The organism is Pseudomonas sp. HN2 (assembly GCF_020736465.1).
Classification (GTDB): Bacteria; Pseudomonadota; Gammaproteobacteria; order Pseudomonadales; family Pseudomonadaceae; genus Aquipseudomonas; species Aquipseudomonas moraviensis_A.
In genome coordinates, this window is the sequence record NZ_CP085885.1 from 4,247,659 (window position 1) to 4,268,313 (window position 20,655).

Here is a 20,655-nt window from a genome sequence, read left to right on the forward strand (position 1 = left end):
AGGGAGATTTCTGGTGTTTGTACAGGCCCCATCGCGAGCAGGCTCACTCCTACATTTGGAATGCGTCGCCCTGTAGGAGTGAGCCTGCTCGCGAAGGCGGCGGCGCAGACAACATCGCACCCAACTGGCGCACAAAACCCACACATCCAGCGCCAATCATCCCCGCTGCGACAGCTTTGAACTCATTACGACTTGTTTCACGGCAGTGGCACGCCCACTGCACGCGCCCTCCCCGGAGCTTTCCAACCATTTCGGGAGCAAGCGCATGAACACACAACTCAAACCCACGCTGGGCACGTTGCACCTGTGGGGCATTGCCGTAGGGCTGGTGATTTCCGGGGAATATTTCGGCTGGAGTTACGGCTGGGGCGTGGCGGGCACGCTGGGCTTTCTGGTGACTTCATTCATGGTCGCGACCATGTACACCTGTTTCATCTTCAGTTTCACCGAACTGACCACCGCAATTCCCCATGCCGGCGGACCATTCGCCTACAGCCGCCGTGCGTTCGGCGAGAAAGGTGGATTGATCGCCGGGCTGGCCACACTGATCGAATTCGTCTTCGCCCCGCCGGCGATTGCCTTGGCGATCGGTGCTTATCTGAATGTGCAATTTCCGGCCCTCGACCCGAAACACGCAGCGGTTGGCGCGTACATCGTGTTCATGAGCCTGAACATTCTCGGGGTGAAACTGGCGGCGACGTTCGAGCTGATCGTCTGCGTGCTGGCGGTGGCTGAGTTGCTTGTTTTCATGGGCGTAGTCGCTCCGGCGTTCAGCTTCAGCAACTTCGCGCTGAATGGCTGGGCCGGCTCCGACGTCTTCGGCGCGCCGGCGATTGCCGGGATGTTCGCGGCGATTCCCTTCGCGATCTGGTTTTTCCTCGCCATCGAAGGTGCGGCCATGGCGGCCGAAGAAGCCAAGGACCCGAAACGCACGATTCCCAAGGCTTACATCAGTGGCATCCTGACGTTGGTGCTGCTGGCCATGGGCGTGATGTTCTTCGCAGGCGGCGTCGGCGACTGGCGCACCCTGGCCAACATCAACGATCCGTTGCCACAGGCGATGAAAACCGTGGTCGGTGACAACTCCGGCTGGCTGCACATGCTGGTGTGGATCGGCCTGTTCGGCCTGGTCGCCAGTTTTCACGGGATCATCCTCGGCTACTCCCGACAGTTCTTCGCCCTCGCCCGCGCCGGCTATCTGCCTGCTTCGCTGGCTAAGCTCTCGCGCTTCCAGACACCACACCGCGCGATCATCGCCGGCGGGCTCATCGGCATTGCCGCGATCTACAGCGATGGTCTTATCAACCTCGGCGGCATGACACTGACAGCTGCGATGATCACCATGGCCGTGTTCGGCGCAATTGTGATGTACATCATGAGCATGCTCAGCCTGTTCAAACTGCGTAAAACGGAACCGAATCTGGAGCGCACCTTCAGGGCGCCGTGTTACCCGCTGGTGCCGTTGATTGCGCTGATACTGGCCGTGGTTTGCCTGGTGGCGATGGCGTGGTTCAACACGCTGATCGGGCTGATTTTCCTCGGCTTCATGGCGGTCGGGTTCTGTTACTTCCTGCTGACCGGACAACTGCGCGCCGATGCACCGGCGGATGCGATGCTCACAGGCCTGTAACGCCCCGTCCCCTACAAAAATTTGGGATCCACCGGGGGCAAGCGGCCTGGAAGGGAACCACTGCGAGTTCACTTCGCTCAAAAGTGGTATGCAGCATCGCACGGCGAAATCCTCGCCCGTCGAGCTGCCATTAAGGAGAGCCGTTATGCCCTGGTATGCCTGGTTGATTCTGGTCGTTGCGATCGGCTCGATTGTTGGCGGATTGATGATGTTGCGCGACACCGCCAACAAGGTCGAACTGACCGATGAAGAACGCAAGCGCGTCGCACAGCGCAATGCCGAAGCGGACGCCAAGGACGCACAGGACCGCTGACACCAGACCCCGCTGCAATGGCGGGGTTGGTTTTTCCAATGCAATCGGACTTACTGGCAGGCTTTTAGATTTTAGAAGTACAGTCACCATTTAATCTTCCGTGGTTAAGATGGCAACATCGTCGCGGAGAGCTCCACATGCGTTACTCGCCAGATCACAAAGCCCAGACCCATCAGCGCATCATCAAGGAAGCCTCGGCGCGCTTTCGCAAGGACGGCATCGGCGCGACCGGCCTGCAACCGTTGATGAAAGCCCTCGGCTTGACCCATGGCGGTTTCTACTCGCACTTCAAATCAAAGGAAGAACTGGTCGAAAAAGCCCTGCAAGCGGCCGGCGCGCAGGTCGCGGGCCTGTGCGAAGACATCTTCGCGCAGGAAAACCCTCTGCAGGTCTTTATCGATACCTACCTGTCAGAGTGGCATCAGACCTCGCCCCACGAAGGCTGCCCGCTGCTGACCATTTCCTCAGAGCTGGGCCTGCGCGGCCAGCCGAGCCCAACCAGCGACGAAGTCCTCAATGCTCGACTCAGCCAGATTCAAGGCACACTCGCAGGCGACAATATTGCCGATCGCAGCATTGTCATCATGGCGACCCTGGCGGGTGCACTGCTGCTGTCGCGCAGCGTCGCCGATGCCGACTTCGCTCAGCGCATCCTCGACGTCACCCGCGAGCATCTCAAGCAATCGACCGATTAACCTCCCCAGCGCTTGAACAACACACTCGCATTGACCCCGCCAAAACCGAAGCCATTGGACAACGCAAACTCGATCGACATCGACCGCGCCTCGCCATGGACAATGTCCACCCCTTCGCTCGCTGGATCCGGGTTTTCGAAGTTGAGCGTCGGCGGCACCACCTGATCACGGATCGCCAGCAGGGTGAAAATCGCTTCCAGCCCACCCGCCGCGCCGAGCAAATGACCGGTGGCGGATTTGGTCGACGTTACGGCGATTTTGTTCTGCGCACCGAACACCGCCTTGATCGCGGCCAACTCGCCCAGGTCGCCAACCGGCGTTGAAGTGGCGTGAGCGTTGAGATGTTGCACCTGCGCCGGCGTCACGCCACCCTGGGCCAAAGCCAGTTGCATCGCCCGCCGCGCGCCGCTGCCGTCTTCTGGCCCGGCGGTCAGATGATACGCATCGGCGGTGGTGCCGTAGCCCACCAGTTCGGCCAACGGTTTTGCCCCCCGCGCCAGAGCATGCTCCAGCGACTCGATGACCAGCAGGCCGGCCCCCTCACCCATAACGAAGCCATCGCGCCCGCTGTCGAACGGACGGGAAGCTTTCTCAGGGGTGTCGTTGTAACCGCAGGACAACGCCCGCGCGGCGGCGAAACCGGCCAGACTGACGCGATCGATCGAAGCTTCCGCGCCGCCACATACGGCGATGTCCGCCTCTCCCGAGCGAATCAACCGCGCCGCGTCGCCGATCGCCTGAACCCCGGCGGCACATGCGGTCACCGGTGCGCCCAACGGCCCTTTGAGGCCATGCTGGATCGAGACATGACCGGCCGCAAGATTGACCAGAAACGATGGAATGGTGAACGGTGACAAACGCCGAGGACCACGGCTGTCGGTGGTACGCACGGCGTCGGCAATGGCCCCGAAACCGCCGACGCCCGAGCCGATGATCGTCGCCGTGCGCTCCTGGCTTTCAGGGTCCGCTGGATGCCAGCCGGCCTGCTCCAAAGCCTGCCGCGCCGCTTCCATGGCAAACAGGATGAAGCGATCCATCTTCTTCTGTTCTTTGGGTGGCGTTGCGCGATCCGGGTCGAACCCGGCCTCGGCGTCCTCCTCGACCGTCGGCACACTGCCGCCCACTCGGGTCGGCAGATCAGCCACGACCGCGTCAGGCAAATTGCGCAACCCGGAATGCCCGGCGAGCAAACGCTTCCAGACGATTTCAACATCACTGCCCAAGGGTGAAACCAGGCCCATGCCCGTGACGACGACTCGACGTTGGTTCATACCGTGGTGACCCCTTTATCAGTTCAAATATTCGACGTATCGCGGCGTGCTGCGATTCGGCTACTGCGTCAGCGACGAAATGCCGAGCAGCTCGGCCGCTGCCGTTTCGGCTGCTGAATCAGCCCCAAGCGGAATTTATTATAGGCATAATCAAGGCGCAATATGATAACCGTAATTTTCAGCTTGCAAGCTTCCACAGGTCGGCAGCCAATAAAAAGGCCGGTCAATGACCGGCCTCTCGGCGTTGAACTGTCAGCTTAGTTCACTTCCAGCTTTTCACGGTTGCGATCCAGGATCGCCTTGCCGATCCCCTTCACTTCCAGCAACTCATCCACCGATGCGAACGGCCCGTTTGTATCACGATACGCAACAATCGCTTGCGCCTTCGCCTCTCCCACACCCGACAACTCCTTTTGCAGTGTCGCCGCATCCGCGCCGTTGAGATCGACCTTCGCGCTTGCCGAGGGCGCAGCCGCCTCCATCAGCAAAGGCGCCTTTGTTGTCTCGGTCGGGGCTACAGGGGCAGCAATGGCAGCGATCGAGGCGCTGGTGAGGAAAGCAAAGATCAGCGAGTAGAAATAACCGGTACGCATAAGTGACGCTCCATCATCGTTTTAGAAAGCAGCTTTTCCGAAGCTGCTCTCCAAACGTAGGTCATGCTGGAGCGATGTCAAAAATGCGTGCGTTACAGAATGTGAAACAATCAAGGCTCGAGGCGGCGTTGCTGGTAGATCCAGTCGACGATGTCGCCGTCGGGTGTATAGCCGCTGACGGTTTCGCGCAGGAGCTGCCGGACGTGGGTGTAGTTGTCGCTATCAACGGCTGACAGCAGTTCGCTTAGCCGCGCTTTCAGTACATCCCATGGCAGATGGTCCTCATGGGCGCTCATGATCATCGGATGCGGGGTGGCGGCGACGTTATCGCCGATCAACAACTCTTCGTAGAGCTTTTCGCCGGGACGCAGCCCGGTGAACTCGATGGAAATATCGCCTTGCGGATTGCGGTCCGAGCGCACACTCAGACCGGAGAGATGGATCATTTTCTCGGCGAGCTCGACGATCCTCACCGGCTCGCCCATGTCCAGCACGAATACATCGCCACCTTGCCCCATGGAGCCGGCCTGAATCACCAACTGCGCCGCCTCGGGAATGGTCATGAAGTAGCGGGTGATTTTCGGATGGGTAACCGTCAGCGGCCCGCCGGATTTGATTTGGCTGTGGAACAATGGGATCACCGAGCCGGACGACCCCAATACATTGCCGAACCGAACCATGGTGAAGCGGGTTTTGTTGACCCTTGAAACGTTGGACTTGTCGCCAAACAGTACCGGAGCAATCTCGTGACTGAGCGCCTGCAGCACCAGCTCGGCCAGGCGTTTGGTACTGCCCATCACATTGGTCGGGCGTACAGCCTTGTCGGTCGAGATCAGCACGAAATTGGCAACACCCGATTGCAGGGCGGCCTGCGCAGTGTTCAAGGTGCCGATCACGTTGTTCAGCACACCTTCGGCAATATTGTGCTCGACCATGGGTACATGTTTGTAAGCGGCGGCGTGATAAACAGTGTCGACGTGCCAGGTTTTCATCACGTCCAGCAGCTTGTGCGGATGGCGCACGGAGCCGAGGATGGGCAGCAGTCTGACCTTTCCCGCCTCCCTGCAACTGCGCTGCTCGAGTTCGGACAGAATGCTGTAAAGATTGAATTCACTGTGATCGAACAACAGTAGCGTGGTCGGTCCCAAGGAAAAAATCTGCCGGCACAGCTCGGATCCGATCGACCCACCGGCACCGGTCACCATGACCACTTTGCCCTTGATGCAGCGCTGGAGCAGGTCCGGTTGCGCCGGCACCGCATCGCGCCCCAACAGGTCAGCAATGTCGACTTCCTGAATATCCTCGACTCTCACCCTGCCACTGGCCAGATCGGTGAAATTTGGCACGCTGCGGATATGCAGAGGAAAACCCTCGAGCAGATTGAGGATTTCCCGCCGCCTGGCCCGGGTGGAGGATGGCAGGGCCAGCAGGATTTCCTGCGCACCGGTGACGTCGATCATTTCCTGAATGTGCTTGGGTTTATAGACATGCAGACCCGAGATCGAACGGTCAGCGATACTGGCATCATCGTCGATGAAAGCCACGGGGCGCATGACCTTGCCCATGCGCAACGCGGCAACCAGCTGATTGCCGGCGACGCCGGCGCCGTAAATGGCGACCTTGGTCAGGCCGTTGTCACGATTGGTGAAGGGAACGTGCTGTGCTGCAGTGAACCAGTCGCCCATGAAGTACTGGCGCATGCACAGGCGCAGTCCGCCGATGATGACCAGGCTCAACCACCAGTAATTGAAAATGATCGAACGCGGGACCACAGCCTCATGATTGCTGTACCAGTACACGACAACGGCCAGGATCAACGAAGAGAGACTGACGGCCTTGATGATGGCAATCAGGGCATCATTGCCGAAGTAGCGCATGACCGCCCGATACATACCGAAGCGGATGAACAGGGGAATGGCGACCACGGGTGCGCAGACAAACAGCCAGACATGCACCCTGAACGGGTTATACATGTCATCGATGCCCAGGCGCACGATGAACGCCAGCCACAGGGCTGCCCAGACCAGGACGATGTCCGTTGCCACCTGAATCAGGCGCTTGCGTCGCCTCGGCAATGCGACGAGCCGTTCCCGAACCTTGTCCATCAACTCTTCAAACACTCAGTTTTCTCCCTTCAACTGCTGTATTCCTCTGCGAAACTGCTGGCATGCCCTGCACTGTAAACCCAAATGACAGAACTGCTACCCGCGGATCTCCGAGCTCTTTTCCAGTTCGCCGGCGCGATACCTGATCGCCAGCCACAGCAAAGGAGCATAGGCGACAATAATGCCCACGCTCCCGTCCAGACCGAAATGCATGACGGCCACGGCAATCGGCAACAGCCAAAACATATTGATCACGGCAACGGCAATAGTGACGGGCAGATGACTGCCAAACCGACGAGAGGCATATTGATAGGCATGACTGCGGTGCGCCTCATAAACTTTATCGCCGCGCAGCAGGCGCCGAAACAGCGTGAACGTCGCGTCGACAATGAATACGCCGAGCAGAATCAACCAGCCCCACAGCAGTTCGCCATTCTGTCCTGCCGCCTGGAGCGACAAGCCTCCCAGCACGATACCGAGAAACCCGCTGCCGGCATCGCCCATGAAGATCCTCGCGGGCGGGAAATTCCAGAACAGGAAACCGCCGACGCAAACTGCGAGCAACAACGGGGCCCATATCAGCTGCGGCCAGCCACCCAGCCAGCCAAGAAGACAGGCGCCGAGGCACACGCAAATGGCTTCGACACTGGCGATACCATCGATGCCATCCATGAAGTTGTAGAGGTTGAGCAGCCAGACCAGATAAAAGGCCGCCAGCACATCACCGACAACGCCCAGGTCGACCAGCACGCCCCAAATCCGCAAGGCAGGCAGTCCGCCCATCCACCAGAGCAACCAGATCGCCGCGGCAAAATGCCCTAACAAGCGCCAGCGTGCGGCGATGTGTCCATGGTCGTCCATGAAACCAACCACGGCGACCAGCGTGCCCGCTCCGGCGATGGCCAGAAATGGCGCAAACGCGATCAGATCCCGCCACAGCAGATAAACCAGCGCCACTATGAATGTCAGAACAATCGCCACCCCGCCCCCGCGCGGGGTTGGCACCGAATGCGAGCTTCGCGCGTTGGGAATATCCATCAGGCTGCGTGACAGTGCGTAATGGCGCAAAGCCCAGGTCAGCGTGAGGGAGAAAAGCGCGATGATCGCGATGAACCATCCGTAATTCATATTTCGCGAGTATCCAGAAAATGCTGCGCCGTCAGGCTCAAGGCGCGATCAAGGGGCACAGGAGGCACCCAGTTCAATAGTTGGCGGTTCTTGCTGACGTCGACCTGCAGAGAACCGAAGATTCTCTGCGACAGGGCTTCACGCCCCAGCAACCTGGCCACACCGCTCATCAAGCCGACAGGGACCGGCACCAACCGGGCCGGTCTGCCGAGCGCAATGCCAAGCCTGCGCAACAGTTGAGTGGTCGACACATCTTCACCATCACTGGCCAGGAATACCTGGTTTGCAGCGGCCGGGTGCTCGACGCACGTCAGCAAAAGGTCGATCAGATTGTCCAGCCCCAGCAGGCTGCGCCGATTGTCGACAGTACCGAATGGCAGCGGCACGCCTCGAACGAGCCAGCGCATCATGTCGAGGAAATTGGCTTTGACCCCAGGCCCGTAAACCAACACCGGTCGAATGATCACGACTTCCATGCCAGTCTCCTTCGCCAGCGCCTGCAACACCTGCTCCGCCTCGTATTTCGAGATACCGTACGGATCGACCGGAGCAGGTACGTCGTCGGCGCAGTACGGCCGGCCCGGCGGAGTACCTTCGCCATTGACCTTGATCGAACTGACGAAGATGAAACGCCGCACTCCGGCCGCCGCCGCTTGCCGGGCAAGATCCAGAGTGCCTTGGACATTGACCTGACGAAACGCTGCCAGCGGATCAGCAGCCACCTCGTTCATGACGTGGACCCGGGCTGCCGCATGAATGACGCAATCGACGCCCTGCAGCGCTTCCGACAGATCCTGCCCGCTGCCAAGACCGGACCACTGGATCGCACGCATGCGAGGGTCAACAGCCGTTTCGGCGCGGCGCAGAGGGGCCACGACACGGCAGTCCGCTGACGCGAGCAATTGCCCGATCAATGCCCGGCCCACGAAACCGTTGCCACCCGTTACCAGAAATGTCTTGGTGCTCATGGGCGACCCTTGGAAGAAATGGATGCTGCAAACACACTGCAGCGACGCTGTTGCAAGTGGCGGAACCGCACGTGTGGCGCGACGCCAGGAAAATCGGATCGGCTATCGACTTGAGGCGGGCAGTTTATTGAATCGTCGACGTCATAGCCACTTCTGTGGCGACAGCAATCCTGCAAGCTGCATCTACCGCATAGCCCGACACTGGCGCTAATTGCACTTTGCTGTTGGAGCGGACTCAGGGTACGGATAGAATCCGTGCGGAAAAGTGATCAGAGCGCTCGCCGCTACAGGATTTTCAGATCCGTCATCACGCCAAATCTCGGCTAACACCGGCCAAAATCAAGATAGCAGACGCCTTTTGCTTCGAAATGGAGAGCACCCATGCAACAGATCAACAACCTCGCAGCGAAGATCGACAAGTTCAAGTCGCAGATTAATGCTTCGGTGCAGCGCGTGGTCGACAGCGGGTGGGTGGTTTTAGGACCGGAAGTCAAACGCTTTGAAACGGCATTCGCAGAGTATCTGCAGGCTGGCCATTGCGTCAGCGTCGCCAATGGAACCGACGCCATCGAGCTGGCGCTCAAGGCACTCGGTGTCGCTGATGGCGATCAGGTCGCTACAGTGGCCAATGCCGGCATGTACACCACCACATCGGTACTGGCCATCGGCGCCACTCCGCTGTTCATGGATGTTGACCTGGACACTCATGTAGTCACATTGGCGAGCGTCAAGCAGGCGATCGAAGCCGGGGCCAAAGCCGTAGTCGTCACCCACCTGTATGGTCTGGCAGTGCCGGACATCAAGGCGATCGCCGCGTACTGCGCGGCGCACAAGGTTGCCCTGCTGGAAGATTGCGCCCAGGCTCATGGCGCCGAGCGCGATGGTCAGCGGGTGGGTACCTTCGGGGACGCTTCCAGTTTCAGCTTCTATCCTACGAAGAATCTCGGCGCCCTGGGCGACGGCGGCGCTGTCGTGACCAATTCGGCTGCGATAGCCCAGCGTGTGGCGCAATTGCGTCAGTACGGCTGGTCCTCCAAGTACTGCGTGGAGCTCGCGGGCGCCCGCAATAGCCGCCTGGATGAAATGCAGGCAGCCATCCTGTCCGAGTTCCTGCCGCACCTCGATGAGGGCAATGCCCGCCGTCGCGAAATTGCCCAGCGCTACCGCAACGAGATCCGTCACGCAGAGGTCAGTCATGCGCAGGATGCAGGCCTGGCCTCGGTGGCCCATTTGTATGTGATCAAATCCCCGAAGCGCGACGCCCTGCAGCAGCACTTGCGTCAGGCGCAGATCGCCTCCGACGTTCACTATCCGATTCCCGACTACAAACAACCGGTGTTCGGTGAGCAGTTTGCCGGCCTGAGCCTGGCCAATACCGAACAACTGGCATCGCTGATCCTGACGCTGCCCTGCTACCCGGAAATGAGCGATGCAGAAGTCGGCAACGTCATCGCTGCGGTCAATGGATGGGCTGCATGAGATATTCGGTCATCGTCCCGGTCTATAAAAACGCGGATTCCATCCCCCGGCTGATCCAGGCGCTGACGGACATGAACACCACCCTCGAGAACCAGCTCGAGGTGGTATTCGTCGTGGACGGCAGCCCTGACGATTCGTTTCTGCTGCTCAAACAGGCTTTGGGCGCAATGAGCTTTTCCGCACAATTGCTGGCCCACTCGCGCAACTTCGGTTCGTTCCCCGCCATACGCACCGGCCTGATGGCTGCCAAGGGTGATTATTTCGGTGTGATGGCCGCTGATCTGCAAGAGCCGCCAGAACTCCTGATCAACTTTTTCAGGTCGCTTGCCAACGATGAGTGCGACGTCGCCATCGGTACGCGCAACGCCCGCCAGGATCCGTTTTCCAGTCGGATGGCGTCATCGATCTTCTGGGGCCTGTATCGCCGCCTGGTGGTGCACGACATGCCGCCAGGAGGGGTCGACATCTTCGGCTGCAACAAAGCGTTTCGCGAGCAGCTGCTGCAGTTGAACGAGTCGCGCTCGTCGCTGATTGCGCTTATTTTCTGGCTCGGCTTTCGGCGCAAGTTCATCGAATACGAACGGCAGACACGCCTGGAAGGCAAATCGGCGTGGACCTTCAAGAAGAAGCTCGAGTACATGATGGACAGTGTGTTCGCGTTTACCGATTACCCGATCAGACTGCTCACACGCATGGGCGCCATGGGTTCGCTCATTTCGCTGTTCATCGGTTTCATGGTGATCATTGCGAAGCTGTCTGGAGCTATCGAGGTGCCAGGGTATGCCGCCACCATGCTGGTGGTGCTCTTGTTGGGCACACTCAATCTGCTCGGCCTGGGACTCGTGGGCACCTATGCCTGGCGCGCCTACGAAAACAGCAAGCAGCGACCGCTTGCCATTGTCTGCATGAAACTCGACAACAAGGAACATTCCAATGACTGAGCCGTTCATCCACGCCAGCGCCGATGTAAAGAGTTCGAAGATCGGCAAGAACACACGCATCTGGCAATACGTTGTGGTCTTCCCGGACGCGGTGATCGGTGACGACGTCAACGTCTGCTCGCACTCACTGATTGAAAATGACGTGGTGATCGGTGATCGCACCACCATCAAGTCCGGTGTCTACGTGTGGGACGGCTTGCGGATCGGCTCCGACGTATTCATCGGCCCGAACGCCACGTTCACCAACGACAAGTTCCCACGCTCGAAGGTATATCCGGAGTCGTTTTCGCAGACGGTCATTCAGGACGGCGCCTCGATTGGTGGCGGCGCGGTCATTCTGCCTGGCGTCACCATCGGTACCGGCGCAATGGTGGGTGCAGGTGCGGTCGTTACCAAATCCGTACCTCCGTACGCCATCGTGACCGGCTCTCCGGCCCGTATAACAGGCTACGTGGAAAACTCCGCATCCAGTGATGCAACCAAGACTCCTGCCGTCAAAACCCAGGAGCAGGATGATGCGGTAGTGCGTATCGGCGTCGGCGATGTCACCACCCACCGCTTCAAATACATTGCGGACATGCGCGGCGACCTCTCCGTGGGTGAGTTCCACAAGGAAATCCCGTTTACCCCCAAGCGTTATTTTCTCGTGTTCAATGTCCCGAGCCAGAAGACCCGCGGCGAGCATGCCCACCACAAGTGCCACCAGTTTTTGATTTGCGTCAAAGGCAGCTGCGCAGTGGTGGTAGATGACGGTACCAACCGTGCCGAAGTGTTGCTCGACGCTCCGAACAAAGGCATCTATCTGCCGCCACTGACTTGGGGCATCCAGTACAAATATTCCGAAGATGCGGTACTGCTGGTGTTCACCTCGGACTATTACGAAGCTGACGATTACATCCGTGATTATTCAGAGTTCACCAAGCTGACCGCAAAAAAAACAACGCCGTGACTACACTGAAGGACAATCCGCAAGTTCGCCGCTGGATCAGCTTCCTGATCGGCGGCGGACTCAATACCGGAATAACCTACTGCCTCTATCTGTTGCTCAGCTATGTGATCAACTACCAGATAGCCTATGCGATCGCCTATGTTGCCGGAATAGTCTTTGCCTACTTCTTCAACTCGAAAGTCGTGTTCAAGGTCGAGCACTCGGTAATCGGCATGCTTGTTTATCCGAGCATTTATCTCGTGCAGTACGTACTCGGCGCAGTTTTACTCAATGTGCTGGTCGAGCACTTGAATATGCACAAGGCTGTCGCACCGATTCTGGTCATATTGCTTCTCCTACCCTCAAGTTACCTTCTAAACAAAGTCGTTCTCAAGGCAACTCATAAAACCAAGCCCGCGAAGGATTAACAGGCGCCCCATGACAACTACGAAACCGGCATTGCCTGCGATGCCTATTCATACCTATAGCAGGTCGATGCTATGGCTTGCCCACTTGGCTCCGGCACTGCTGACCGTTGTGTTCATATGGCTGCCCTTCGGATTTTTGCTGACCGGGCTTATTGAGGAATGGGGTGTAATCGGCCTCTTCAGCAGAGCGGGGCTGTTTTTCGTAACAGACATTTCAAGCCCCTTGCCTGCTCATGCCTTGCGACCACTGACGGTATTTCCCCACGCGGTTGCTTATTTTCTCGACCCGAACAGTTTCAATTTCTGGCACATATTGCTGATGGTTGCACTGACGATCAAAGGCGCCTCATTGAGTTTGCTTACCACGCGGGTGACAGGCTCTATCAAATGGGGAATGTTCGCCAGCATTCTGGTCATCATTTATCCAGCTGACACGATGCAGCTCTCGTTCCGGGCGATCCACATCAATTGGGCATTGAGCCTGGTATTGATTGGCAGCGTCTTGCTGCTCGCAGCAACTGACCAGAACAGCAAACTCCGCGGGACACTCCTGAGCCTGGCTGCTGGCTTTCTGCTGGCTTGTGCCAGTGCAATGTATGAAGCCTCCCTGCTGCTCGTCGCAATTCCGTTTCTGGTCGCGTTCGCACAGACGGGATTCAAGCGATTGTTTTCGAATCTGAAAGACAATTGCCTGTACTACGTGATCTGGGTTTCCGGCGCCCTGACGTATATTGCTTATGTCATTCATACTGCGCCGCTGGTAAAAAGCTATCAAAGCGTGCTGGCTGGCGGCAGCGCACTGACGACGCTGATGACGTACTATCCCAACCTGTTCAAAGTGGGCCTGTTTCGCAGTATCTTCGGCGGCTGGATCGATGCACTGCGCATCACCCGCATCGAGATAATCAGTTATTGGTACCTGGTAGTTGCGACTGCACTACTGTTGGGATTGATTTATATCTTCTTGAAGAGATCAGTAAAACCCGTCGCATTCGAAGAAAAAAGCGCCAACCTCGCAATCGTTTTCCGGCTCGCCTTGATCGGCCTCGCCCTTATTTGCATCGGCTACGCTCCGTTTCTGCTTTCGCCTCCGCATATGGCGATCAGCCAACGGACCTTTTTATTCGCCACACCGGGCGCCGTCCTGTTCGCAGTCTCAATGCTCTGGGCTTTGAGCAAAGCATCCAAAGCACTGACCTCGGCAGGATTCGCCGCGCTCATCTTCACTGGCCTCGCCTTCCAGCTGTTCCAGTTTCACCATTACATTGAAATTTCCAGGCAACAACAGCTCGCGCTCAGGGACATTGTTCAAAATTTCGACGGCAACGCAGCTGATAAGACCCTGTTGATACTCGACTACAACAATCAGCTCAATCATGTCTGGATGTTCTTGAATCCTGATCTGGCAAACGTTCTTACTTACATTTATGGCAAACCCGTCAACGACATTCAGGTTTGCTATATGCCTAGTCGCGAATGGCAAGCTCCAACACCTTCGGTACAACGCAAGGGCACTTGCGAAGAGGGCAAAGATGACTGGACATTCAACTTTCCATCGCCTGTTACTGGCCCAGGCATGGAGTTGGCACCCGCTACCCCGAGCATAAAGCTCTCCAAGTCGAAAGTGGTCACGGTGGTAGTCGGGGACAGAAAGCCGAACGCGGAAAATGGTTTATCGGCATCCTACCGCACGGAGCTGGAATCGGGCGATACGCCGACCAGCCTGCGCTACCGTGGAATTACCGAAACCAAACCGTGGTTTGATTTTTTCAAATTTCGCGACCAATTGGCCAAAGATGAATACTCCTGGGGCTTTGGCAACTGGTGGAATCTCGACCTTCCTACGGCTGGCTCTGGATGGCGCGACGCAGATTGGGAACCTCGCCGGTTCAATCACATTGCTACCGCCTGGATGAATGCACCGCAAGCGTCACTTTACTTCGATATCGAGCCGAAAAACGCGCCTTACGTACTGAGCGGTTTTTTCGACGCGTTCCCGAACGAGGCGAGCCGCAGCAACATGAAGTTCAGAATCAACGGCGCAGAGATTCCTGTTGAATGGAGCGAGGTTGGAAAGTTCACTGGATCAGTGGACCCTAAACTTTTGAAAACGGGACGCAATGTACTCGAGTTCGAGACGGTCCCGAACCATGATTACTACGGTTACTCTGCCCGGCTGGACTGGGTCAAGATCGTACCTGAATAACCCTGCAGCCCCGCATCCTTGCCGAGTCAAAAATGCAGATGCGGGGTTTATCGGAATTTATTTCACGTCGAGCCAGCACACTCTTCGTTGAAAACGGAGCAACAACATGGATGCGATGAAAATCGATACCCGCACCCCGTCAGAGCAATCGGCAATGTATACCTTCAGACTAAGCGAGAAATTCGTCGCCTTCATATTGGCCACGCTACTGATGTTCATGGCCCAGCTTTACATCAACCCACAGACATTCCTGGGTGATGCCTATAACTATTGGGACCTGAGCTCAAAAGTCTGGGATTTTTCATTTCCAAAATCTTTGCGCGGTTACTTTTATCCATTGCTGCTCTCGCCAGCGAGGATATTCTTCGACGCTTATCCTGCAACGGGATATCTGGCTGTCCATTTGATCCAGGCACTGGCCTTCTCCTACTCACTGTGCATTTCGCTTCCATACGTGTTCAGCAAGGTCATCGGGGGCAAAGTCACTCTGCCGCGCCGCCTGTTGGTTCCCGCGCTGGTAGCCATTTTCTTCCCGCCGCTGATTGCTTACACACTTAGCGACCTTCCCGCTTTCTGCCTGATCATTGGCGCGCTGGCCCTGATTCTCAAAGCAAGCGAGCAAAAGAGTGTTGCAACAGCAATCGTCCTGATGATCGTGGCAGGGGTACTGGCATACGGGGCATACAATACTCGAACGATTTATCTGTTCACTCTCATTGCCTTGCTGCCGGCTATTCCCCTGCTCGCCCTTAAGAATCAATGCCTGCGTAAAAAAATGCTGTTATTGGCATTCTTCGTTATCGGCTCGGCGATCGCAGCCATTCCTCAGTCTTTGATAAACAAAAAGCACCTGGACTCTGCAACCCCGCTGGTTGTCGCGAGCGTCAACGACGCTTCACTTTTTGCAAGTCAGCTGAAATGGGGGATTACCCTGCAGCGTTATGAAACAGGCCACGACACAGAGACCGGCGCAATCTTTCCTATCTTCTATCTCGATCCGATAGGTGTGCGATTGACTGAAGAATTAAAGTTTAAAGGTACTGTTCCAACACTACCGTGGTACTTCCAACTGCTCCTCTCGGAACCGGTTTCATTCCTCAAGATATACACCAAGCATTTTGTGAACGGGCTGGATGTTCGCGACTATGACACCTACACAAAGGTTCGTTCCAAGGAAAATGACGTTCGTTCGGCGACCAGTATCGCAACCGCTTTTTTTGGACTGATCTGCTTATTCCTTTTAGTGATTCGAAAATCGGACAAACCGGCGCAGGGCCTATATCGCATTGGCTGGCTGGCGGTTATTGTGCTGCCAGTATTCGCAATTCTTCCGGGCGCCATTGAGACCAGGTTTTTCTTGCCTCTGCATGTGATGGCTTACTGTGCGATTGCGTTCGGAGTTTCAAAACAGTGCGCACGAGCGACTTCGGCAAAAGTCCTGATTCCCTTGGGCATTTTGTTTGTGGTCGCCGTACCTATTGCGTTCATGATTGCAAAAGCTGCGATATCCAACCCGGTATTTCAGCTGAATTGAGAATCGGATGTCAGTGTAAGGGCGCCGCGCGAGACGCCCTTACATGCAGATTGAGCCGACGCGCTCACGATGGCTGTACGGAAGATTCTACGACGCTTGTGCGAAGCTCTCGGACCTCAGGGCTTTCGCAGCAAGCGCCGATAGATTGCCGCGTACGCTGAAACCATGGATTGCGCAGAAAACACCTCAGAGTATCGACGCTGCGCATTCTCACCGAAGGCCTGAGCGCGCTCAGGTGCGTTCGACAACGTCAACATTGCGCTGGCAAGGGCACCGGAGTCTCGAGGCGGAACCACAAGACCAGTCTCACCAGCAATGTTGATGAAGGTCGTACCCGAACCGATTTCACAGGAAATGAGCGGTTTGCCATACATCGCCGCCTCAAGCAGCGAGATGCCAAATGACTCCGAACGCAAGTGTGATGGAAACACAAAGGCATAACACAGCGTCAACAGCGCAGCCTTGTCCTCATCATCCAACCCTCCCAGGAAATGCACATTGGCAAGGCCGAGCCGCCCAGCCTGCTCTTTTAGTTCGGACTCCTGATGCCCACCCCCGAGGATCACTACTGGCAGTCCGCTGATCTTTGCCGCATCCAGCAGGTAATCGAGCCCCTTGTAATATCGCAAGGCACCGACGAACAGGAAGAACTTCGACCCCACCCTGCTCCGCCAGAAATCAAGCCTGGTTTCGGGGACGACCGGATAGGTAGCCCTGTCCAACCCATAAGGAATGATTTCGACCTTGTCGCGGAACCGTGACAGCACCGGACTGCTTTGCGCGTAGTTAGGTGAAGACGCCACGATACAATCCACGCTCGAGAGAAAGCGGTTCATCAGTGGCTGATACAACTTGAGCAGTGTCTTTTGCTTGACGATATCGGAGTGATAACTGAGTACCGAGGGTTTGCCATGCCGAGTCGCAAAATGGACCAGGTCCATATAAGGCCATGGGAAGTGGTAATGCACCACGTCAGCCTGTTTGGCCAATTGCGAAAAATCCTTGAACGCGGACAGAGAGAATCCCGTCGAGGCAACATGCATATCCAGCCTGGAGCGATGGGTCAGGTGGTTACCCACTGTTTCATTACGAGCAGCGCCCCGTTCACTGAGGTACAGCACTTCGGAGGAAAACCCGTGTTCCGCGCCACCTTGGGCTATCTGGAAAATGACCTGCTCGATCCCACCCATCGTTTCCGGGTAATAGGTTTTGAAGAAGTGCAGAACCTTGATCATTTGGCGTCGATAACCTTTTGGTAGACCTGCAGCGTTTCTCGAGCGCAACGCTCCCAGGAAAAGCCTTGAGCGTGCTTCATTCCCTTGATGACAGCGGCATCGCGCCAACACTGATCGGTCAGCCCGCGCTCGATAAGACCGGTCAGCGCTTCGACGTCCAGCGCGGCGCACATCAGCGCAGCATCACCCGCCACCTCAGGCAGCGATGAACTATTGGAGCAGACCACCGGCACCCCGGAGCTCATGGCTTCCAGAACCGGTAGACCGAAACCTTCATAAAGCGACGGAAACGCGAACAGACGTGCACCGGCAAACAGCAGGGGCAAGTCTGCGCTGGGGACGAATCCGAGATAGTGCGCCCAGCCTTCTCGCCTGGCGCTTTCGAGCTTCTCGTGAATCGCGTCGTTGCGCCAGCCGTGATACCCGGTAAGGATCAACGGCCAACGGGTTCGCAATGCAAGCGGCAATCGACCATAGGCGGCGAGTAAGGTCTCGATGTTCTTGCGTGGCTCGATCGTACCGACAAAAAGCGTATAGCCATCGGGCTTCAAGCCATGGCGTGCAAGCACATCGCGAAGCTCGTGCGGCGCGCGAGGAAAGAACTCCGGAGAGCTGGCCAGCGGCACAGTATGGATTCGTTCGATGGGCCAGGAAAAATAGCTGGCCAGTTCCTGTCGCGTGAATTCCGAATCAGTGATCAGGGCATCAGCCCTGACCAGTGTGGTTTTCAGCTCTTTTTGCAGGTAACGGACTAACTGCGGCGCGTGACAATGCGCCCAGGTGAAGGGCGACAGGTCGTGAAACGTCGCCACGCTGCGCCCGGCAAAAGGCGGCAGATAATAATTGGGACTGTGGTAGAGAAAATCCCCGTGACCTTTCAGGGCAGCCTTTCGCAACATCGGCATCAATAGCCGATAAGCTTCTACTGCCAGGAAGTTCTTCTGCACCGCACGCTTTAAGCCGTAGCCACTGCCTGACTCATTGGCAGCTGTGGGAAGTTCAGGCAGAAAATGTCGACCGGCAAAAAATTGCAGGTCGGTAATTTCAGGACTTTGCTGAAGTCTCAGCGCAAGTTCATAGGTATAGCGGCCGATGCCAGTCAGCGGAAAGCGGATCGGCTCAACTGAAAGAACTAGCTTCATTTATTCCGCCGCAAGCATCCAGCTCAGAGTTTCTTCCAGCCTTGGCGTGTCCCAGCCCTGGACCAGCTCGCAAAGACGGGTATTGTCGCCGCACAGGATTTTGACTTCGTTGGCTCGGACGAACGCCGGGTTCACTTCGACTGCAAGCTGATGCCCCGTGATAGCCGAACACATGTCGATCACTTCACGCAGGGAATGACTTTTTCCCGAACTCACATTGACCGTCTGGCCAACAGGCCGCGCCTCGATCAAACCGCGATAAGCCTTGACCACTGCACGCACATCACTGAAGTCGCGAGATACATCAAGGTTGCCCAGCTCGATCTTGTCCGCACGCTGGCGGAAATGAGCGACGATCTTCGGCAGCAGAAAGCTCTCGGCCTGGCCGACACCGGTGTAATTGAAAGGACGTGTCACCACTATCGGCAAGCGGTTATGCCAAAGACTGGCCATGTATTCCATGGCCAGTTTGCTGACTGCGTAATCGTTGGCCGGTGCTGGCGGTGTGGTTTCGCTGAGCAAACCCGCCGAAGCATTGCCATAGACATTGGCACTGCTTGCCAGCAGCACGCAGTCCGGCACCTTGCCACAGGCTGCGACGGCTTCAAGCAGGTGACGGGTGCCGATGAGATTGACGCGGTAAAAGGTATCGGCCGCACCGTGGGCCACAAAGGCGAGTGCGGCCAGATGAATTACCACGTCGGGTTGAATAGTTGCCAGTAACTCGCGCAAGGCAGGACCGTCGGCCAGATCAACCTGATAATAGCCAGGTTCATCCGACGGCTGTGTACCCATCCCTATCACTTCATAGCCACCGGCTTTCAGCTCAGCAGCCATGTACCGCCCGGTGAAACCTTGAATACCTGTGATCAACGCGCGTTTACCGGCAATACTCATCAGAACGAAAACCCTTTCTCATTTCGACGCAGATCCGCTTCGACCATCATGCGGCACAGCTCTTCAAGCGTGGTTTTTGGCTCCCAGCCCAGCGCCGCTTTGGCTTTGGCAGGGTTGCCGATCAACAGCTCGACTTCGGTAGGACGGTAGAATTTCGGATTGATCGTGACCAACACCTTGCCAGTTGCCAGGTCTGTGCCCTTCTCGTCTTCAGCCGCACCGCTCCAGGCCAGATCGATCCCGACAGCCTTGAAGGCCATGGTGACAAAATCACGCACGGTTTCGGTACGGTTGGTCGCGAGTACAAAAGTATCCGGCTCGTCTGCCTGCAGCATGCGCCACATACCTTCGACGTACTCTTTGGCAAAGCCCCAGTCACGCTTGGCGTCCAGATTGCCGAGTTCCATCTTGTCGAGCAGGCCCAGCTTGATCTTCGCCACGGAGTCGGTGATCTTGCGGGTAACGAACTCGCGTCCGCGCAGTGGCGACTCGTGGTTGAACAAAATGCCGCTGGTGGCAAAGATGTTGTAGGACTCGCGGTAGTTGATGGTCATCCAGTGCGCGTACAGTTTGGCAACGCCATAAGGACTGCGCGGGTAGAAAGGTGTGCTCTCGATCTGGGGAATCGCCTGCACCTTGCCGAACATCTCGGAAGTCGACGCCTGGTAGAAACGCACTTTCGGATTGACGATCCGGATCGCTTCCAGAAGGTTCACACAACCCATGCCGGTAATGTCACCGGTAGTCAGAGGCTGATCGAATGACACGCCAACGAAACTCTGGGCTGCGAGGTTGTAAACCTCAGTCGCTTCAGTGGTCTGAAGCAGACGGATGCTGGCCGAAAGATCGGTCAGGTCGTACTCGACCAGATGCAGATTGGGATGCTTTTCAATACCAAGCTCCTCAATGCGCCAGAAGTTGACAGAACTGGTTCGACGGTAGGTGCCGTACACCGTATAACCCTTTTCCAGCAGCAGTTCCGCCAGATAGGCGCCGTCTTGCCCAGTAATGCCGGTAACGATAGCTTTCATGCGAATCCTCTAAACTCCATTAGAGAGCCTTTGCCAGGCTCCGTTGTGTCATGTGCGCCCATTGAGCTCTAAGTGGAAGAGCCATGAAATCTTGCAGATCATACAGAATGCGGCTCGGAACGACGATACCA

Annotated in this window: 18 protein-coding genes; 9 read left to right on the forward strand and 9 right to left on the reverse strand. The window is 56.9% G+C overall.

The window, feature by feature from the left end; genetic code table 11:
* The first annotated feature begins 265 nt into the window (after positions 1-265).
* From eat to LIS66_RS18725, 3 genes are all read left to right on the forward strand, one after another.
* Positions 266-1,630 (forward strand): ethanolamine permease, encoded by a 1,365-nt coding sequence (eat, locus tag LIS66_RS18715; RefSeq protein WP_042607913.1) that lies wholly within the window; start codon positions 266-268, stop codon positions 1,628-1,630.
* A gap of 145 nt (positions 1,631-1,775) precedes the next feature.
* Complete coding sequence (locus tag LIS66_RS18720; RefSeq protein WP_016770901.1) at positions 1,776-1,943, forward strand: DUF2897 family protein; 168 nt, start codon at positions 1,776-1,778, stop codon at positions 1,941-1,943.
* A 137-nt stretch (positions 1,944-2,080) separates the two neighbouring features.
* Positions 2,081-2,638 (forward strand): TetR/AcrR family transcriptional regulator, encoded by a 558-nt coding sequence (locus tag LIS66_RS18725; RefSeq protein ID WP_042607914.1) that lies wholly within the window; start codon positions 2,081-2,083, stop codon positions 2,636-2,638.
* On the opposite strand, the gene fabF is transcribed toward LIS66_RS18725, so the two are convergent.
* The 5 genes from fabF to LIS66_RS18750 all read right to left on the reverse strand — a co-directional run bounded on the left by fabF (position 2,635) and on the right by LIS66_RS18750 (position 8,703).
* Positions 2,635-3,909: a beta-ketoacyl-ACP synthase II gene (gene fabF / locus LIS66_RS18730; RefSeq protein WP_227972793.1), complete on the reverse strand. Its 1,275-nt coding sequence runs from the start codon at positions 3,907-3,909 to the stop codon at positions 2,635-2,637. The genes LIS66_RS18725 and fabF overlap by 4 nt on opposite strands.
* A gap of 257 nt (positions 3,910-4,166) precedes the next feature.
* Positions 4,167-4,502 carry a ComEA family DNA-binding protein gene (locus tag LIS66_RS18735; RefSeq protein ID WP_042607916.1) on the reverse strand — a complete coding sequence of 112 codons (336 nt, stop codon included), beginning with the start codon at positions 4,500-4,502 and terminating at the stop codon, positions 4,167-4,169.
* Positions 4,503-4,612: 110 nt separating this feature from the next.
* Positions 4,613-6,607, reverse strand: a complete 1,995-nt coding sequence (locus LIS66_RS18740; protein ID WP_227974534.1) for a polysaccharide biosynthesis protein — start codon at positions 6,605-6,607, stop codon at positions 4,613-4,615.
* Positions 6,608-6,703: 96 nt separating this feature from the next.
* On the reverse strand, positions 6,704-7,735 hold the full coding sequence (locus LIS66_RS18745; protein WP_227972794.1) for an MraY family glycosyltransferase: 1,032 nt from the start codon (positions 7,733-7,735) through the stop codon (positions 6,704-6,706).
* On the reverse strand, positions 7,732-8,703 hold the full coding sequence (locus LIS66_RS18750; protein ID WP_227972795.1) for a UDP-glucose 4-epimerase family protein: 972 nt from the start codon (positions 8,701-8,703) through the stop codon (positions 7,732-7,734). The genes LIS66_RS18745 and LIS66_RS18750 overlap by 4 nt, the downstream gene beginning before the upstream one ends.
* Before the next feature lie 381 nt (positions 8,704-9,084).
* On the opposite strand from LIS66_RS18750, the gene LIS66_RS18755 reads away from it, so the two are divergent.
* The 6 genes from LIS66_RS18755 (at position 9,085) to LIS66_RS18790 (ending at position 16,219) form a co-directional block, all read left to right on the forward strand.
* Positions 9,085-10,182 carry a DegT/DnrJ/EryC1/StrS family aminotransferase gene (locus tag LIS66_RS18755; protein ID WP_227972796.1) on the forward strand — a complete coding sequence of 366 codons (1,098 nt, stop codon included), beginning with the start codon at positions 9,085-9,087 and terminating at the stop codon, positions 10,180-10,182.
* Positions 10,179-11,123 (forward strand): glycosyltransferase family 2 protein, encoded by a 945-nt coding sequence (locus tag LIS66_RS18760; protein ID WP_042607920.1) that lies wholly within the window; start codon positions 10,179-10,181, stop codon positions 11,121-11,123. The genes LIS66_RS18755 and LIS66_RS18760 overlap by 4 nt, the downstream gene beginning before the upstream one ends.
* A complete protein-coding gene (locus LIS66_RS27815; protein ID WP_290127601.1) occupies positions 11,116-12,072 on the forward strand; it encodes a WxcM-like domain-containing protein in 957 nt (318 codons plus the stop codon). Before LIS66_RS18760 ends, LIS66_RS27815 begins: the two co-directional genes overlap by 8 nt.
* On the forward strand, positions 12,069-12,479 hold the full coding sequence (locus LIS66_RS18780; RefSeq protein ID WP_223259132.1) for a GtrA family protein: 411 nt from the start codon (positions 12,069-12,071) through the stop codon (positions 12,477-12,479). The genes LIS66_RS27815 and LIS66_RS18780 overlap by 4 nt, the downstream gene beginning before the upstream one ends.
* Positions 12,480-12,489: 10 nt before the next feature.
* Positions 12,490-14,685 (forward strand): hypothetical protein, encoded by a 2,196-nt coding sequence (locus LIS66_RS18785; protein ID WP_227972797.1) that lies wholly within the window; start codon positions 12,490-12,492, stop codon positions 14,683-14,685.
* 106 nt (positions 14,686-14,791) lie between these two features.
* Positions 14,792-16,219, forward strand: a complete 1,428-nt coding sequence (locus LIS66_RS18790; protein ID WP_227972798.1) for a hypothetical protein — start codon at positions 14,792-14,794, stop codon at positions 16,217-16,219.
* Positions 16,220-16,335: 116 nt separating this feature from the next.
* Here the strand turns inward: LIS66_RS18790 and LIS66_RS18795 are convergent, their stop codons facing one another.
* Genes LIS66_RS18795 through gmd form a run of 4 tightly spaced genes read right to left on the reverse strand, consistent with a single transcriptional unit; the run spans position 16,336 to position 20,524 of the window.
* A complete protein-coding gene (locus LIS66_RS18795; RefSeq protein ID WP_322746232.1) occupies positions 16,336-17,454 on the reverse strand; it encodes a glycosyltransferase family 4 protein in 1,119 nt (372 codons plus the stop codon).
* Positions 17,451-18,596: a glycosyltransferase family 4 protein gene (locus LIS66_RS18800; protein ID WP_227972799.1), complete on the reverse strand. Its 1,146-nt coding sequence runs from the start codon at positions 18,594-18,596 to the stop codon at positions 17,451-17,453. The genes LIS66_RS18795 and LIS66_RS18800 overlap by 4 nt, the downstream gene beginning before the upstream one ends.
* Entirely contained in the window at positions 18,597-19,493 is an 897-nt protein-coding gene (locus LIS66_RS18805) for a GDP-mannose 4,6-dehydratase (protein WP_064361513.1), read from the reverse strand.
* Positions 19,493-20,524 (reverse strand): GDP-mannose 4,6-dehydratase, encoded by a 1,032-nt coding sequence (gene gmd, locus LIS66_RS18810; protein WP_039760002.1) that lies wholly within the window; start codon positions 20,522-20,524, stop codon positions 19,493-19,495. Before gmd ends, LIS66_RS18805 begins: the two co-directional genes overlap by 1 nt.
* Positions 20,525-20,655: the final 131 nt, after the last annotated feature.